General features: G+C 42.3%; 18 protein-coding genes. 16 read left to right on the forward strand and 2 right to left on the reverse strand.

Annotated features, from left to right (window positions below):
- The first annotated feature begins 2 nt into the window (after positions 1-2).
- Positions 3-536 (forward strand): GNAT family N-acetyltransferase, encoded by a 534-nt coding sequence (locus ADH27_RS01830; protein ID WP_048715233.1) that lies wholly within the window; start codon positions 3-5, stop codon positions 534-536.
- Positions 533-1,702, forward strand: coding sequence for a biofilm formation/cell division transcriptional regulator BrpA (brpA, locus tag ADH27_RS01835; RefSeq protein WP_048715236.1), 1,170 nt, complete (start codon positions 533-535; stop codon positions 1,700-1,702). The genes ADH27_RS01830 and brpA overlap by 4 nt, the downstream gene beginning before the upstream one ends.
- Positions 1,703-1,751: 49 nt before the next feature.
- Here brpA and ADH27_RS01840 read toward each other — a convergent pair whose 3' ends face one another.
- Both ADH27_RS01840 and ADH27_RS01845 read right to left on the reverse strand, forming a co-directional pair.
- Positions 1,752-2,048, reverse strand: coding sequence for a hypothetical protein (locus ADH27_RS01840; protein WP_048715238.1), 297 nt, complete (start codon positions 2,046-2,048; stop codon positions 1,752-1,754).
- A gap of 13 nt (positions 2,049-2,061) precedes the next feature.
- Entirely contained in the window at positions 2,062-2,475 is a 414-nt protein-coding gene (locus tag ADH27_RS01845; RefSeq protein WP_048715241.1) for an HIT family protein, read from the reverse strand.
- A gap of 67 nt (positions 2,476-2,542) precedes the next feature.
- On the opposite strand from ADH27_RS01845, the gene ADH27_RS01850 reads away from it, so the two are divergent.
- The 14 genes from ADH27_RS01850 (at position 2,543) to ADH27_RS01915 (ending at position 16,036) form a co-directional block, all read left to right on the forward strand.
- Positions 2,543-3,274 (forward strand): ABC transporter ATP-binding protein, encoded by a 732-nt coding sequence (locus ADH27_RS01850; protein ID WP_048715243.1) that lies wholly within the window; start codon positions 2,543-2,545, stop codon positions 3,272-3,274.
- Positions 3,271-4,326: an ABC transporter permease gene (locus tag ADH27_RS01855; RefSeq protein WP_048715245.1), complete on the forward strand. Its 1,056-nt coding sequence runs from the start codon at positions 3,271-3,273 to the stop codon at positions 4,324-4,326. The genes ADH27_RS01850 and ADH27_RS01855 overlap by 4 nt, the downstream gene beginning before the upstream one ends.
- 40 nt (positions 4,327-4,366) lie before the next feature.
- On the forward strand, positions 4,367-5,161 hold the full coding sequence (gene ccrZ, locus ADH27_RS01860) for a cell cycle regulator CcrZ (protein WP_023022280.1): 795 nt from the start codon (positions 4,367-4,369) through the stop codon (positions 5,159-5,161).
- The gene (gene trmB / locus ADH27_RS01865) at positions 5,158-5,793 is read left to right on the forward strand and encodes a tRNA (guanosine(46)-N7)-methyltransferase TrmB (protein ID WP_048688825.1); all 636 of its coding nucleotides are present in this window, start codon (positions 5,158-5,160) and stop codon (positions 5,791-5,793) included. Before ccrZ ends, trmB begins: the two co-directional genes overlap by 4 nt.
- A gap of 164 nt (positions 5,794-5,957) precedes the next feature.
- A complete protein-coding gene (gene rimP, locus ADH27_RS01870; protein WP_193389713.1) occupies positions 5,958-6,446 on the forward strand; it encodes a ribosome maturation factor RimP in 489 nt (162 codons plus the stop codon).
- 45 nt (positions 6,447-6,491) lie between these two features.
- On the forward strand, positions 6,492-7,637 hold the full coding sequence (nusA, locus tag ADH27_RS01875; protein WP_006596880.1) for a transcription termination factor NusA: 1,146 nt from the start codon (positions 6,492-6,494) through the stop codon (positions 7,635-7,637).
- A gap of 10 nt (positions 7,638-7,647) precedes the next feature.
- On the forward strand, positions 7,648-7,944 hold the full coding sequence (gene rnpM, locus ADH27_RS01880; protein WP_006596879.1) for an RNase P modulator RnpM: 297 nt from the start codon (positions 7,648-7,650) through the stop codon (positions 7,942-7,944).
- Positions 7,937-8,236 carry a YlxQ-related RNA-binding protein gene (locus ADH27_RS01885; protein ID WP_048715247.1) on the forward strand — a complete coding sequence of 100 codons (300 nt, stop codon included), beginning with the start codon at positions 7,937-7,939 and terminating at the stop codon, positions 8,234-8,236. Before rnpM ends, ADH27_RS01885 begins: the two co-directional genes overlap by 8 nt.
- A gap of 16 nt (positions 8,237-8,252) precedes the next feature.
- A complete protein-coding gene (infB, locus tag ADH27_RS01890) occupies positions 8,253-10,976 on the forward strand; it encodes a translation initiation factor IF-2 (protein ID WP_048715248.1) in 2,724 nt (907 codons plus the stop codon).
- Between the two features lie 73 nt (positions 10,977-11,049).
- Positions 11,050-11,400 (forward strand): 30S ribosome-binding factor RbfA, encoded by a 351-nt coding sequence (gene rbfA, locus ADH27_RS01895; protein ID WP_003003976.1) that lies wholly within the window; start codon positions 11,050-11,052, stop codon positions 11,398-11,400.
- 450 nt (positions 11,401-11,850) lie between these two features.
- A complete protein-coding gene (locus ADH27_RS01900) occupies positions 11,851-13,482 on the forward strand; it encodes a Na/Pi cotransporter family protein (protein ID WP_037608308.1) in 1,632 nt (543 codons plus the stop codon).
- 153 nt (positions 13,483-13,635) lie between these two features.
- Positions 13,636-14,787 carry an N-acetylglucosamine-6-phosphate deacetylase gene (gene nagA, locus ADH27_RS01905; RefSeq protein WP_048715316.1) on the forward strand — a complete coding sequence of 384 codons (1,152 nt, stop codon included), beginning with the start codon at positions 13,636-13,638 and terminating at the stop codon, positions 14,785-14,787.
- Positions 14,788-14,964: 177 nt separating this feature from the next.
- A complete protein-coding gene (locus tag ADH27_RS01910; protein ID WP_048715249.1) occupies positions 14,965-15,192 on the forward strand; it encodes a hypothetical protein in 228 nt (75 codons plus the stop codon).
- Between the two features lies 1 nt (position 15,193).
- A complete protein-coding gene (locus ADH27_RS01915; RefSeq protein WP_048715250.1) occupies positions 15,194-16,036 on the forward strand; it encodes an aldo/keto reductase in 843 nt (280 codons plus the stop codon).
- Positions 16,037-16,063: the final 27 nt, after the last annotated feature.

Here is a 16,063-nt window from a genome sequence, read left to right on the forward strand (position 1 = left end):
AGATGGAACAGGTATTGGATCTCTTTTTGAAGGAGGCTGAGGTCTCGGATGCGCAACACTTACTTGACTTTTTTAAAGATGTGGCGACTGAATCGGATTATATGACCTTGGCTCCAGAAGGGCTTGGGATGACCAAGCAAGAGTTAGAAATCTTTGCTGAAACACAAGCACAAACAGACAACCAATTATGTCTTTTGTTATACTTGGGTGAGGATTTGGTAGGCGTCTTAAATATTGCGGCGGATCAAAATAGGGCCTTGCGTCATATTGGAGATGTCTTTATCGTTGTTCGAAAGGCCTATTGGAATAAAGGCTTGGGTCGTATTCTCCTAGAAGAAGGAATCGCATGGGCAGAAGGTACCAACCTCCTTCGGAAATTAGACCTCAGTGTCCAAGTTCGAAATGAACGGGCCATCCATCTCTACCAAACGCTAGGATTTGAAATTGAAGGTCTCCGCAAGAGGGGCGTATACAAGGAAGGGGAATATCTGGATGTTTACCTAATGGGCAAACTGATAGATGGACAGAATCTATGATTAAAAAAATTCTATTAATGTTTTTTAGTTTGTTGGCCGTAACGACAATCGGGCTTGGAGCCTATGGGCTGACGATCCTCAATCAGTCGACAAATTCGTTGAGTAAGACTTATAAAGGGATTGGCGATGAAAATAATGTCATCGCAGAAAACAAACCAATGACCATCTTACTCATGGGGGTCGATACTGGATCAGGCTCAAGAGAGGATCAGTGGGTAGGGAATAGTGATACCATGATTCTCGTGACAGTGAATCCACAGACGCGTGAAACAACGATTATGAGTTTGGAACGGGATATCTTGACCAATATTACGCAAGATGGAGAAACTGTACAAGCTAAGCTAAATGCGGCTTATGCTCAAGGTGGAGCAGAATTGGCCATTAAAACCATCCAAGATTTGATGAATATTCATATCGACCGTTATGCGATGATCAATATGAAAGGCCTGGTCCAACTGGTTGATAAGGTCGGCGGTATCACGGTAAACAATCCATTTGATTTTGATATTTCGATTGAAGAAAATGAACCGGAATACACAGCGAAAATTCCACCAGGTCGTCAAGAGATTGATGGAGAGCAAGCCTTGGTATACTCACGGATGCGTTACCAAGATCCAGAAGGAGACTATGGCCGTCAAAAACGCCAACGGGAAGTCATCGAAAAGATCATCAAGAAAGTATTGACTTTGGATGGTCTGAGCAACTATCAAGGAATTATTGAAGCAGTTAGTGATAATATGCAGACCAATATCTCCTTGGATACGAATAGCTTGATGCAGTTGATGGGCTATCGAGATGCCTTGAAGAACATCCGTATGGAACAGTTGAAAGGGGAAGATGCCACCCTAGCGGATGGTGGAAGTTACCAAATCGTTACTTCAGAACACCTGTTGAAGATGCAGAATATCCTGCGTAAAAGTCTGGGCTTATCACCTGTAAGCAAGCTCAAAACAAGTGCCGTTCTATTGGATGGCGACGAAACTGGGGGAAGCGTTTCATCAGAAAGTGGTGAAAGTCCAGTAGAGGCGAGCCAGGATACTGGTGGAGGCTATTATGATCCTTCCTATGTTCCAGAAACTTCTGTAAGCTCAGAAGCAGTTACGCCAAACCAACCGACAGTGCCACCTTATACGGATACAACAGTAACTGGTACCGGAGGAAACTAAGTCAAAAAATAAAAAGGTTTTGAGATAGCAATCTCAAAACCTTTTTTAGTTAGTCATTCGTTTTAGATTTCCCAGACCAAATAGTTTGGATTTGTTCTACAGAAGCATTGGCTTGCTGAGAGAAGACCCTTGCTTTATAGGAAAAGTCTTCCAGTAATTGATTTAAAAGGACTCTTTGCTCTTGGATGATTTCAATATTCTTTTTGATTTTTGAAAGGTTTGATTGGATTCCATCCGTGAGTTGCTTGGTTTCGTTGAATTCATTTTTCAGGGGTTCACGATTTTTAACAAGTTGATAGCTGATGGTTGCTCCAGTCGCAAACCAAATTAGATCTCTTAATTTCATAGTAAGCTCCTTTTTAATGGTTTGAGATATCCTTGGATAATTGGGCAAGGCGATCAAAATCAGGCTCGTGGGCAATGAAATCAATCTTTAAATCGTCCTCTTGAGAGTAGCGTGGAAGAATATGCACATGGGTGTGGAAGACAGACTGACCTGCAATTTCTTCCATGTTACTAATGATATTCATTCCTTGAGGCCGTGTAGCACTTTCCACTTTTTTGGTGACTCTTGAAACGATGTTAAAAAGGGCAGCCGTTTCATCTGGTGTCATCTCCAATAGATTACGGGCGTGTTTTTTTGGAATCACAAGGGTATGGCCTGGAGTGACCTGTGAGATATCTAAAAAAGCAAGAAAATGGTCATCTTCGTAGACCTTAGAAGCAGGAATTTCTCCGGCAACAATCTTACAAAAAATACAATCCGAAACCATAAATGTACCTCAATTTCGCTAGATTTTGTTATAATATAAGAACATTATACCAGAAAGCTAAGAAAATATGTTAGAAATAAAAAACCTGACAGGAGGCTATGTCAATATCCCTGTCTTAAAAGATGTTAGTTTTGAGGTTGGCGATGGTCAATTAATTGGATTGATTGGCTTGAATGGAGCAGGGAAATCAACGACCATAAATGAAATTATAGGTCTGTTGCGTCCCTATGCTGGCGAAATCCGGATCGATGGTTTGACTTTAGCTACTTCTCCAAGTGCTTATCGCCAAAAAATTGGTTATATTCCTGAAACACCGAGCCTTTATGAGGAGTTAACCCTGCGTGAGCATATTGAAACAGTGGCGATGGCCTATGACTTAGATCAGGAAGCGGTTTTTGCGCGTGTGGCTCCTCTCTTGAAGCAATTTCGACTAGAGGAAAAATTGGATTGGTTTCCTGTCCATTTTTCTAAGGGGATGAAACAAAAGGTCATGATTATTTGTGCCTTTGCTGTTGATCCAAGTTTGTTTATTGTCGACGAGCCTTTCTTAGGCTTGGATCCAGTTGCGATCTCAGATTTAATTCAATTATTGAAGGTGGAAAAAGAGAAGGGGAAATCTATTTTAATGAGTACCCATGTTCTGGATTCTGCTGAAAAAATGTGTGATGCCTTTGTCATCCTCCATAAGGGACAGGTCCGTGCTCAGGGGACTTTAGAGGATTTGCGGACAGAATTTGGAATGGCAGATGCCGATTTGAATGAAATTTACCTTGCACTAACAAAAGAGGCGGACCGATGATTGAAGTTTTACAAAAGAGGAAGACGACCTTTCGCAATCAGTGCTTGAAATATTCTCGCTATGTGTTTAATGATCACTTTGTCCTCTTTCTCCTGATTTTTCTAGGCTTTTTAGCGGTTCAGTACAGTCAATTTTTGCGCTCTCTACCAAAAGATAAGAGCCTTCTCCTCCTTGTACTTGCCCTAGCTCCTTTGCTCCTGCTTCCAATTGGTTCTATCGCAACCTATTTTGAGAAGCCAGACATGATTTTTCTTCTGGCAAAAGAAGAGGAATTGAAAGGCTATTTGAACCAACAAATCTTACGAGCGACTATTTTCTGGGGAATTGTACAAACCCTTGTGCTTGTCCTATTTATCCCTTTGGCTTTGGCTTCAGGATTGTCTCTTACCATTGTAGTGGTTTATTTGGCTATTCTCTTCTTGTTGAAGGTTCTTGTTTTTCAAGGGAAGGGGAAAAGATTCTATAACCAGGCGGGTCTTGATTGGAAGCGAATCGTAGAGCTAGAAAACCAGAGAAAGCAAAGGATTCTAAGATTTTTCGCCCTTTTTACCACAGTAAAAGGAATGACGAATAGCGTGAAACGGCGGGCCTACTTAGACAGACTAACAAGCATGGTTCCGAAAGTCAGTTTCAAGACTTGGAACAACCTGTATCTCCGTTCTTATCTCAGAAATGGAGATCTGTTTTCCATGAGTCTGCGTCTATTAGGAATAGCAATCGCTGTCTTTGTCTTCATCCCGCAAACGCTAGTAGCAGTAGCCGTCGCGGGGCTCTTGAATTATTTACTTGTTTTTCAATTGCTCGGACTCTACAAGGCCTTTGACTATCAATATTTAACGCGACTCTTCCCCTTGGAAATCAGTGCTAAAACACGAGGGCTTCTTCAAACAGTTCAATCGGTGACTTTGTTTGTGGTTCTTGTCGAGGGAGGACTGGGATTACTGGTCTTTGAAGAGAAAATTCTCGTCCTAGCCTTGCTAGCTTTCACAGCCTTTTTAGCCTATGGTTATGCACCTTTCAAGGTGAGACGATTAGTTGACGAAACGCTTTAAAATTAGTAAAATAGATGGGAAACTTTTTACGGAGGAAGAGATGGACTCGAACGAAAAAGAGCTAACGTTAACCCCAATTGCTGGTAAAAGCGGAAAAGCCTTTATGGGGACTTATCCGGATGGGGGGAAAGTATTTGTCAAAATGAATACGACTCCAATATTAGCAGGGTTAGCTAAAGAACAAATTGCTCCACAACTCTTATGGAGCCGACGCTTACCTGACGGAAATGTGATGAGCGCACAAGAATGGTTAAATGGAGAAATTTTAACTCCAAATGGGATGGGGAAAAAGCAAGTGGTTCATATCCTGACTCGTTTGCACCGTTCACGCCCCTTGATGACGCAATTGAGAAAGTTGGGCTACACAGCTGAATCGCCATTGGATTTATTGAATTCTTTGAGCAGTCAGTTGCCAATTGCTTTGCGTCAAAACAATTATTTGCAATCTGTATTAAAGAGTTTACGACAGACTGTTCCAGCTTTTCGAGAAGATTATGCAACCATTGTCCACGGAGATGTCCGTCACAGTAACTGGATTGAAACGGATAGTGGATTTATCTACTTGGTAGATTGGGATTCTGTCCGCTTAACAGATCGGATGATGGATGTAGCTCATGTTTTAAGTCACTACATTCCAGATTCCCAGTGGCAGGATTGGTTGGTCTATTACGGCTATAAGTACAATGAAACTGTATTTGGTAAATTGTACTGGTTTGGTCAATACTCTTTCCTTTGTCAGATTGTAAAATACTATGAAAATAATGATTTAGAGAATGTGAACCGAGAAATTTATGCCTTGCGTAATTTCCGGTCAAAATATGGGAAGGAAGCATGAGAGTTAGAAACCGTAAAGGTGCAACCGAATTATTAGAAGCCAATCCGCAATATGTCATTTTGAAGCCAGAAGAAGCCAAAGGAAAGTGGCATGAGATTTTTGGAAATGACCATCCTATTCATATTGAAGTGGGAAGTGGTAAAGGAGCCTTTATCACTGGAATGGCAAAACAAAATCCAGACATTAACTATATCGGGATTGATATTCAAAAATCAGTATTAAGTTACGCTTTGGATAAGGTGTTGGAAGCTGACGTTCCCAATATCAAGTTGCTTTGGGTGGACGGAGATAGCTTGACTAATTACTTTGAAGACGGTGAGATTGATCAATTGTATCTCAATTTTTCAGATCCTTGGCCGAAGAAACGCCATGAAAAACGTCGTCTAACCTACAAGAGTTTCTTAGATACTTTCAAACAGATTTTGCCAGAGCATGGAGAGATTCATTTCAAGACGGACAATCGAGGACTCTTTGAATACAGTTTGGTGAGTTTTTCTCAGTATGGAATGACCTTGAAGGGTGTCTGGCTAGATCTTCATGCTAGTGATTTTGAGGGAAATGTCATGACCGAATATGAAAAGAAATTCTCAAGTAAGGGTCAGGTCATTTATCGGGTTGAAGCACAATTTTAAAGTCTAGTTAAGGATCGACGTCTCCTGAAAAGGAGGCGTTTTTCTTTTGGATGGTAGCTGTATGAATGAGGAAGGCGAAATTCTTGCATTTCGACGGAACTTGTGTTAGAATGTTTAAAACGAATAGAAAAGGAGAGGCGAAGACATATCTTCGCCTCTTGTCTGTGAGGAGGTGTTGTCCTATCGCAACAATTGTTGAATTAGTAACAGAAATTCTTCAACCAGCCATCCAAGCTCCATTTGAATTGGTGGATGTGGAATATGGAAAGATGGGAGGAGATTATGTTCTAAGTATCTTTGTTGATAAGCCAGGTGGTATTACCCTGAATGATACAGCAGATTTAACAGAAGTGATTAGTCCTCTGTTGGATCAGATTCAACCAGATCCATTCCCAGAACAGTACTTCCTAGAAGTGACGAGTCCTGGTTTGGAGCGTCCCTTAAAAACCAAAGATGCAGTGGAAAAAGCTCTGGGTCAATATATCCATGTCAGCTTGTACAAGGCAGTTGACAAACAAAAGGTCATTGAAGGAACACTCCTTAAGTTCGAAGATGACCAATTGACCATGGAATACATGGACAAAACCAGAAAGAAAACCATTGAAATCCCCTATAGTCTTGTCTCAAAAGCAAGACTAGCTGTCAAATTATAGCAGAAAAGAAAGGAAGGCTCTTAGTAGCCTAAGAGCAAGAAAAGAATGAGTAAAGAAATGCTAGATGCTTTTCGCATCTTGGAAGAAGACAAAGGAATCAAAAAAGAAGATATCATTGAAGCTGTTACAGAATCATTGCGTTCGGCTTATCGGAGACGGTATGGTCAAGCAGAAAGTGCTGCTATCGAATTTAATGAAAAGACTGGTGACTTCCGCGTTTATACTGTTCGTGAAGTAGTGGATGAAGTATTTGATAGCCGGTTAGAAATTAGCTTGAAAGATGCTCTTGCGATTAGCTCTGCCTATGAATTGGGAGACAAAATCAAATTTGAAGAAGCACCTGCTGAGTTTGGCCGTGTCGCAGCCCAATCTGCTAAACAAACCATCATGGAAAAAATGCGCAAGCAAACTCGTGCGATTACCTATAACACTTATAAAGAACATGAAAATGAAATTATGAGTGGAACGGTTGAGCGTTTTGATAATCGCTTTATCTATGTAAATTTAGGGTCTATCGAAGCTCAATTGTCTAAACAAGACCAAATCCCGGGTGAAGTCTTCCAATCTCATGATCGCATCGAAGTATTTGTCTACAAAGTAGAAGACAATCCTCGTGGGGTCAACGTTTTCGTAAGTCGTAGCCATCCAGAAATGATCAAACGTTTGATGGAACAAGAAATCCCTGAAGTCTATGATGGAACCGTTGAAATCATGAGCGTGGCACGTGAAGCTGGAGACCGGACTAAGGTTGCTGTTCGTAGCCATAATCCAAACGTAGATGCGATTGGAACCATCGTTGGTCGTGGTGGATCGAACATCAAAAAGATTACTAGCAAGTTCCACCCAGCTCGTTATGATCAGAAATTGGATCGTATGGTCCCAACAGAAGAAAATATTGATGTCATTGAGTGGGTACCAGATCCAGCAGAATTTATCTACAATGCCATCGCGCCTGCTGAGGTCGATCAAGTCATCTTTGACGAAGAAGACAGCAAGCATGCCCTTGTGGTAGTACCAGATAGCAAACTATCTCTTGCGATCGGTCGTCGTGGTCAAAACGTGCGCTTGGCGGCTCACTTAACTGGCTACCGGATTGATATCAAATCAGCTAGTGAGTACGAAGAAATGGAAGCAAGTCAAGAACCTGCTTTTGAAGAAGTAGAAAGTGATTTGAATTCTGTAGACGAATAGGGAGGGAATCATGGTAAAGACAAGAAAAATCCCTTTACGCAAGTCTGTCGTTTCAAATGAGGTCATCGATAAACGAGATCTCTTGCGAATCGTAAAAAATAAAGAAGGTCAAGTTTTTATCGATCCAACTGGGAAAGCAAATGGTCGTGGTGCTTATATCAAGCTCGATAACGAGGAAGCACTTCAAGCCAAGAAGAAGAAAGTCTTCAATCGCAGCTTTAGCATGGAAGTGGATGAAGCTTTCTACGACGAATTGATTGCTTATGTGGATCATAAGGTGAAAAGAAGAGAGTTAGGCCTTGAATAAGCAAAAAGTCAGTAATTTATTGGGATTGGCTCAGCGAGCAGGGAAAATCATCTCTGGAGAAGAGTTGGTCATCAAGTCTGTTCAAGAAGGAAAGGCTCGTTTGGTCTTTCTAGCAGATGATGCAGCTCCCAATCTTACCAAAAAAATCACAGATAAATGCCACTATTATGGTATTCCGGTATTAACCGTGTTTTCAACACTAGAATTAAGTACTGCCATTGGTCGCTCACGAAAGGTAGCGGCCGTGACAGATGCTGGATTTTCAAAGAAAATGAGGTCTCTTATGGAATAGAAGAGGAGGACAGCAATTGTCTAAGAAAAGATTGTATGAGATTGCCAAAGAACTAGGCAAGGAAAGTAAAGAAGTCGTCACACGGGCCAAAGAATTAGGGTTGGAGGTAAAGAGTCACGCTTCTAGTATCGAAGGTGAAGCGGTTGAGCGTTTGGTCAATAGTTTTGCATCAAAGGCGCCCCAAACTCCTAAAGTGACGGAAGAAAAACAAGTAAAAGCTGCACCGATTGCAAAAGAACCTGTTGCAAACAAACCTGAAAAGACAACGGAAACAGCGGCAGCACCTGTTGTGAAGCCAAAGAGTCGTAATTTCAAGGCGGAACGCGAAGCCCGTGCAAAAGAGCAGGCGGAACGTCGTCAACAACAAGGGAATCGACCTAAGAAACAACAAAACGACCGTCGGGATGGGGATCGTTTCCAAAATCGTAATGAGCGAAAAAATCAAGGAAATGACCGCCGGAACCAAGGGAATGATCGTCGCCGTGACCAAGCTGGAAACGGTCAAGGACGTCCAAATCCTGTAAATGGCGCACCGAAGATTGACTTCAAAGCCCGTGCAGCAGCATTAAAGGCAGAGCAAAATGCAGAATATGCACGTGGTAGTGAAGAACGCTACAAGCAAAACCAGGCAGCCAAGGTAGAGCAAGACCGTCAACAACGTCGTAAGCGCGAAGAGGCAGTTACGACTGAAGTTGTTGCTCCACAACCAAAGGCAGAAGCAGTGAAGGCAACTCCGGTAGTGGCTCCAAGTCCTGCAGCAGTTGATACACGTCGGAAAAAGCAAGCTAGACCAGACAAAAAACGTGAAGATTTTGATCGCGAAGAAGATGGTCCAAGAAAACAACAAAAGAATCGAAGTAGTCAAAACCAAGTGAGAAATCAAAGAAATAGTAACTGGAACAACAACAAAAAGAATAAAAAAGGAAAGAATAACCGCAATGAAGCTCCAAAACCAGTAACAGAGCGTAAATTCCATGAGTTGCCAAGTGAGCTTGAGTACACAGATGGAATGACGGTTGCGGAAATCGCAAAACGGATTAAGCGTGAGCCTGCGGAAATCGTTAAGAAACTCTTCATGATGGGAGTGATGGCGACACAAAACCAATCCTTGGATGGCGATACCATTGAACTTCTGTTAGTGGATTATGGAATTGAAGCCAAGAAAAAGGTTGAAGTGGACAATGCGGATATCGAACGCTTCTTCGTCGAAGATGGCTATTTGAATCCAGATGAATTGGTAGAGCGTCCACCAGTTGTCACCATCATGGGACACGTTGACCACGGGAAGACAACCCTTTTGGATACCCTTCGTAATTCACGTGTAGCAACAGGTGAAGCGGGAGGAATCACCCAGCATATCGGTGCCTACCAAATCGTGGAAAATGGCAAGAAAATTACCTTCTTGGATACACCTGGACACGCGGCCTTTACTTCTATGCGGGCACGTGGAGCATCTGTTACGGATATTACCATCTTGGTTGTAGCGGCAGATGACGGGGTGATGCCACAGACCATCGAAGCCATCAACCATTCAAAAGCAGCGAACGTTCCAATCATCGTAGCTATTAACAAGATTGATAAACCAGGTGCCAACCCAGAACGTGTGATCGGTGAATTGGCAGAGCATGGAGTTATGTCAACAGCTTGGGGTGGAGATTCTGAGTTTGTAGAAATTTCTGCCAAGTTCAACCAAAATATCGATGAACTTTTGGAAACGGTCCTTCTTGTGGCTGAAATCCAAGAACTCAAGGCAGATCCAACTGTTCGTGCCATCGGTACGGTTATCGAAGCGCGTTTGGATAAAGGTAAAGGTGCGGTTGCAACCCTTCTGGTTCAACAAGGTACCTTGAATGTCCAAGACCCAATCGTTGTTGGTAATACTTTCGGACGTGTCCGTGCCATGACCAATGACCTTGGCCGTCGTGTGAAAGCAGCTGGACCATCTACTCCAGTTTCTATCACTGGTTTGAATGAAGCACCAATGGCGGGTGACCATTTTGCGGTTTATGAAGATGAAAAATCTGCGCGTGCAGCCGGTGAAGAACGTGCGAAACGTGCGCTGATGAAACAACGTCAAGCAACCAACCGTGTCAGCCTTGAAAATCTCTTTGATACCTTGAAGGCTGGCGAAGTGAAATCCGTTAATGTCATCATCAAGGCCGATGTTCAAGGATCGGTTGAAGCCCTTGCTGCTTCCCTTCAAAAGATTGAAGTGGAAGGTGTGAAAGTGACCATCGTTCACTCAGCAGTTGGTGCCATCAACGAATCAGACGTGACCCTTGCGGAAGCTTCAAATGCCTTCATCATTGGATTTAACGTTCGCCCTACGCCACAAGCGCGTCAACAAGCTGAGGCTGATGAGGTAGAAATCCGTCTTCACTCAATCATCTACAAAGTGATTGAAGAAATGGAAGATGCCATGAAGGGAATGTTGGATCCTGAGTTTGAAGAGAAAATTATCGGGGAAGCGGTTATTCGTGAAACCTTTAAGGTCTCTAAAGTGGGTACCATCGGTGGATTTATGGTCCTCAGTGGTAAGGTCACTCGTGATTCCAAGGTTCGTGTCATTCGTGACGGTGTCGTGATATATGACGGTGCTCTTGCAAGCTTGAAACACTTCAAAGATGATGTCAAAGAAGTGACAAATGGTCGTGAAGGTGGATTGATGATTGAAGGCTACAATGATATCAAGACAGACGATACCATTGAAGCCTACATCATGGAAGAAATTAAAAAATAAGAGGCTGACTAGGAAAAAAGAGGACTTTTCTCTGATTTCCTAGTTTTTAAACACAAAGCAGAAAGGAGTTCCTATGGCAAGTCATTTTCGGACAGATCGAGTAGGGATGGAAATCAAGCGTGAAGTCAATGAGATTTTACAAAAGAAAGTCCGTGACCCGCGTGTTCAAGGCGTTACTATTACGGATGTTCAAATGCTAGGTGATTTGTCTATGGCCAAAGTGTATTATTCAATTATGAGTGATTTGGCTTCAGACAATCAAAAGGCTCAGACAGGCCTTGAAAAAGCAACAGGAACCATCAAGCGTGAATTAGGTCGGAATTTGAAACTGTACAAGATTCCGGATCTTACTTTTGTCAAAGACGAGTCTATCGAATACGGTAACAAGATCGATGAGATGTTACGCAATTTGAACAAAGACTAGAGAGGTTGGAAATTTTCCACGCCCAGATTGAAAGACAAAGTCTTCTTAGAAACTTTCCTTAGGTGAGTACGGACGTCAGCGAACTTCTTCGAAGTTCCATGACTAATTATTGAGCCTAAGGTCTCAATAATTCCGAGTACCTGAAACTATTAAGTTTCAGGTACTTTTCTCACGACGAAAAGTTTCAGTAGATGATTGAATCACTCTAACGAGTAACATTTCTTTTTATAGAATTTATTAGATTTATAAAAAAGAATAGTTTGTCTACAGTCTCGGGTTGGAAATTTTCCACCCTCTTTTTTTGGCTCTTAAAACGAGGAAAATAAAACAGAAGGAAAAAACGGTTTCAAAAAATAATAGAAATTTACAGAAATCTCTTGTGTGATTGGAAATTATCCTTTACAATAGGAGAGGAGTTTTATTTCTGATCTCAAATTTGGAGGAATGAACATGTCGATTAACTGGCAGGAAATTGTATTTAACTTTTTGGGAGGCCTGGGGCTCTTTCTCTATAGTATTAAAACCATGGGAGAAGGCTTGCAACAGGCTGCAGGAGATCGACTTCGCTACTATATTGATAAATATACGAGTAATCCCTTTCTAGGGGTTCTAGTAGGGATTGGGATGACTGCCTTGATTCAGTCGAGTTCAGGGGTTACAGTGATTACGGTCGGTCTGGTGAGTGCAGGACTTCTAACCCTCCGTCAAGCTATTGGTATTGTTATGGGGGCCAATATTGGAACGACTATTACCTCCTTTATCATTGGTTTTAAATTAGGAGACTACGCTCTTCCCATGCTCTTTATCGGAGCGGTTTGTCTCTTCTTTACCAAAAATCGTTTGGTTAATAATGTTGGACGAATCGTTTTTGGTGTCGGTGGTATCTTCTTTGCCCTCAACTTGATGAGTGGGGCTATGGAACCTCTTAAAGATTTGCAAGTCTTTCGTGACTATATGGTGCAGTTAAGTAAAAGTCCTATCTTGGGTGTCTTTGTTGGATCAGGCTTAACACTTTTGATTCAGGCCTCTTCTGCAACCATTGGTATCTTGCAAAATCTCTATGCTAGTCATTTGATTGACCTGAAAGGAGCCCTCCCAGTTCTCTTTGGTGATAATATCGGAACGACCATTACAGCTATCATTGCTTCCTTGGGAGCTAATATTGCGGCCAAACGTGTGGCAGGTGCCCATGTAGCCTTTAATGTTATCGGAACCATTATCTGTCTTGTCTTCCTTGTTCCGTTTACCTCTTTGATTCAATGGTTTGAAACGACTCTTCATTTATCCCCAGAAATGACCATAGCCTTTGCTCACGGAACCTTTAATATAACCAATACCATCATCCAGTTCCCATTCATTGGAGCTTTGGCATACTTTGTGACCAAGCTGATTCCTGGTGAGGACGAGGTTGTCAAATATGAACCGCTCTACTTGGATGAAAATTTGATCACTCAAGCACCTTCGATTGCTCTTGGAAATGCAAAAAAAGAGTTGCTTCATTTAGGTGGATATGCAGACAAAGCTTTTAATCTTTCTTATGATTATATTGTTCATCAAAATGAAAAAACAGCTGAAAAGGGTCATAAGACAGAAGAAGCCATCAATACCATTGATGATGATTTGACTCGCTACTTGATTCGTTTGTCGAGTGAAGCCTTGAGTCCGAGAGAAAGTGAAGTTCTCACCAATATCTTGGATTCTTCACGGGATTTGGAGCGGATTGGAGATCACGCGGAAGCCTTGATCAATCTGACCGATTATTTAATTCGTAAGAAAGTGGTCTTTTCAGAAGCGGCCTTGGCTGAATTGGAAGATATTTACAACCAAACCCATCAATTTGTAGAGGATGCCTTAAAAGCTGTTGAGAACAATGATGTGAGTCTTGCAAACCAATTGGTAGCACGTCACGAGGCAATTGAAAAGTTGGAGAAAAGACTTCGGAAAACCCATATTCGTCGTTTGAACCAAGGCGAATGTACACCTCAAGCCGGAGTAAACTTTATTGATATCATTTCTCACTATACACGTGTTGCAGACCATGCCATGAATCTCGCTGAAAAAGTACAAATCGAGCAAATTTAAGGAACGTCAAACAGAGTAAGTAGGAAGCTTACTCTGTTTTTTGTTGGATTCTATTCAAAAATAGGTCTAGACCATTTACAAATGGAAGTGAAAGCGTTATAATATGTATGAATATAAATGGAACACAGTTCCTACAATGGAAAGGACAAGACTATGTCTACATATATTAAAGCAGATCAATTTTATTATCCACATGGGGTTCGCCGCGGAGGCTATTTGGAGCTTGTTGATGGCAAGTTTGGAAAACATGTGGAAAGCTTACCAGAAGGTGCGGATGTGCTGGATTATTCTGGTTACAGCATTGCGCCTGGCCTCGTAGATACTCATATTCACGGATTTGGTGGGGTAGATGTGATGGATAACAATATCGAAGGCACTCTCCATACCATGAGTGAAGGGCTCTTGAGTACAGGGGTTACGAGCTTTTTGCCTACGACCTTGACTTCCTCTTACGAACAACTTTTGGCAGTAACGGAAAATATCGGTGCACGATACAAAGAAGCAACAGGAGCTAAGATTCGCGGGATTTATTTTGAAGGCCCTTACTTTACAGAGAAGTACAAAGGGGCACAAAATCCAGCCTACATGAAAGATCCTCGAATGGATGAATTCCGTGCATGGCAAAAAGCAGCCAACGGCTTGCTCAATAAAATTGCCCTTGCCCCTGAGCGAGATGGTGTAGAAGACTTTGTCCGTACAGTGACAGGAGAAGGGGTAACGGTTGCCCTTGGTCACTCCAATGCAACCTTTGACGAAGCCAAAAAAGCAGTGGATGCTGGGGCCAGTGTCTGGGTACATGCCTATAACGGAATGCGCGGTTTGACGCACCGTGAGCTGGGAATGGTTGGGGCTATGTACCAACTTCCTCATACTTATGCAGAGTTAATCTGTGATGGCCATCACGTTGATCCAAAAGCCTGCGACATCCTTCTCAAACAAAAAGGAGTGGAAAATATCGCCTTGATCACCGACTGTATGACAGCTGGTGGCTTGGAAGATGGCGACTATATGTTGGGTGAATTCCCTGTTGTCGTAGAAAATGGAACAGCCCGTTTGAAATCGACAGGGAACCTGGCTGGTTCGATCTTGAAGCTTAAAGATGGATTGAAGAATGTTGTTGAGTGGGGCATTGCCAATCCTCATGAAGCGGTCATGATGGCGAGTCTCAACCCTGCTAAATCTGTCCATATTGATGATGTCTGTGGCCAAATCCGTGAGGGTTATGACGCTGACTTTATTGTACTGGATAAAGATTTAGAGTTGGTAGCAACCTTCTTGGATGGCCAAAAACGATTTGAAGCTTAATGGTGAAAAAGAGGTTCAACTATGAATCGCTTGCTTTCGTCAGACTAAAAATTGAATGTATCCCATAAGCTGAGATGAAAGTCTCAGCTTATTTGAATAGGATTCCTTGATCTAGCCATTTGTCTCTTTGCCCTGATACATGGTATAATGAAAGTAATTGAATCGCGAGGTAGTTTTATGAATAAGATAAACGTACGTTTTTTATTGATGGGCTTGTTTTTCTTTATCTACGGTATGTTGCGCCGTAGTCCCGTCATCCTAGTGGCAGGTAGTGCCTTTTTACTCTATGCCTTTTTTAGTAAATCGATGGTGCAGCCGAAAGAAAATATCTTTAAGCCAAAGTTGCGCTTGAATGCGAAGACTTCTAAGTCTGGTGAAAAAACAAAGGAAAGTAACGGGAAATAAGATGAAGAGCTACAAACTAAATGACGGACACCACATTCCTGTACTTGGTTTTGGTACATGGAAGGCGAAAGATGGCGAGGAAGCTTATCAAGCAGTAAAAGCAGCCTTAGAAGCGGGCTATCGCCATATTGATACGGCAGCCATCTATCAAAATGAAGAAAGCGTCGGAAAGGCTATCAAAGATAGTGGTATTCCAAGAGAAGAGCTTTTTGTAACGACCAAGTTGTGGAATAATCGTCACACCTATGAGGATGCTGTTAATGGCCTAGAAGAATCTTTGCACAAATTGGGACTAGATTATATCGATTTGTACCTCATCCACTGGCCAAATCCTGTGACTCATCGAGAAAATGAGGCCTGGAAAGAACGGAATCGTGAGGTTTGGAGAGCCATGGAAGATATGCAGGCAGAAGGAAAGATTCGTTCTATTGGCGTGAGTAACTTCCTGCCCCATCACCTGGATGCTTTGTTAGAGAGTGCCAACGTTCTTCCGGCGGTCAATCAGATTCGCTTGGCCCCTGGAGTCTATCAAGAGGAAGTGGTCCGTTATTGCCGTGATAAAGGAATTTTATTGGAGGCATGGGGACCCTTTGGTCAAGGAGAGCTGTTCCAAAATGAGACAGTTCTTACACTGGCTAAACAGTATGACGTGACACCAGCCCAGCTTCTCTTGGCTTGGAGTTTAGCAGAAGGATTTTTACCTTTGCCCAAGTCAGTGACTCCTGAGCACATTGCAAGTAATCTGCAATGCTCTGCGATTGCATTATCCTCAGAAGACTGTGAGCTCCTTCGGAAGATCCCAGTAGAGGCGGGAGCACCAGACCCAGACACTAAAGACTTTTAAGATTGTTTATTTATAGACAGTGAGAGG

Source organism: Streptococcus sp. 343_SSPC (genome assembly GCF_001072385.1).
Lineage (GTDB): Bacteria > Bacillota > Bacilli > Lactobacillales > Streptococcaceae > Streptococcus.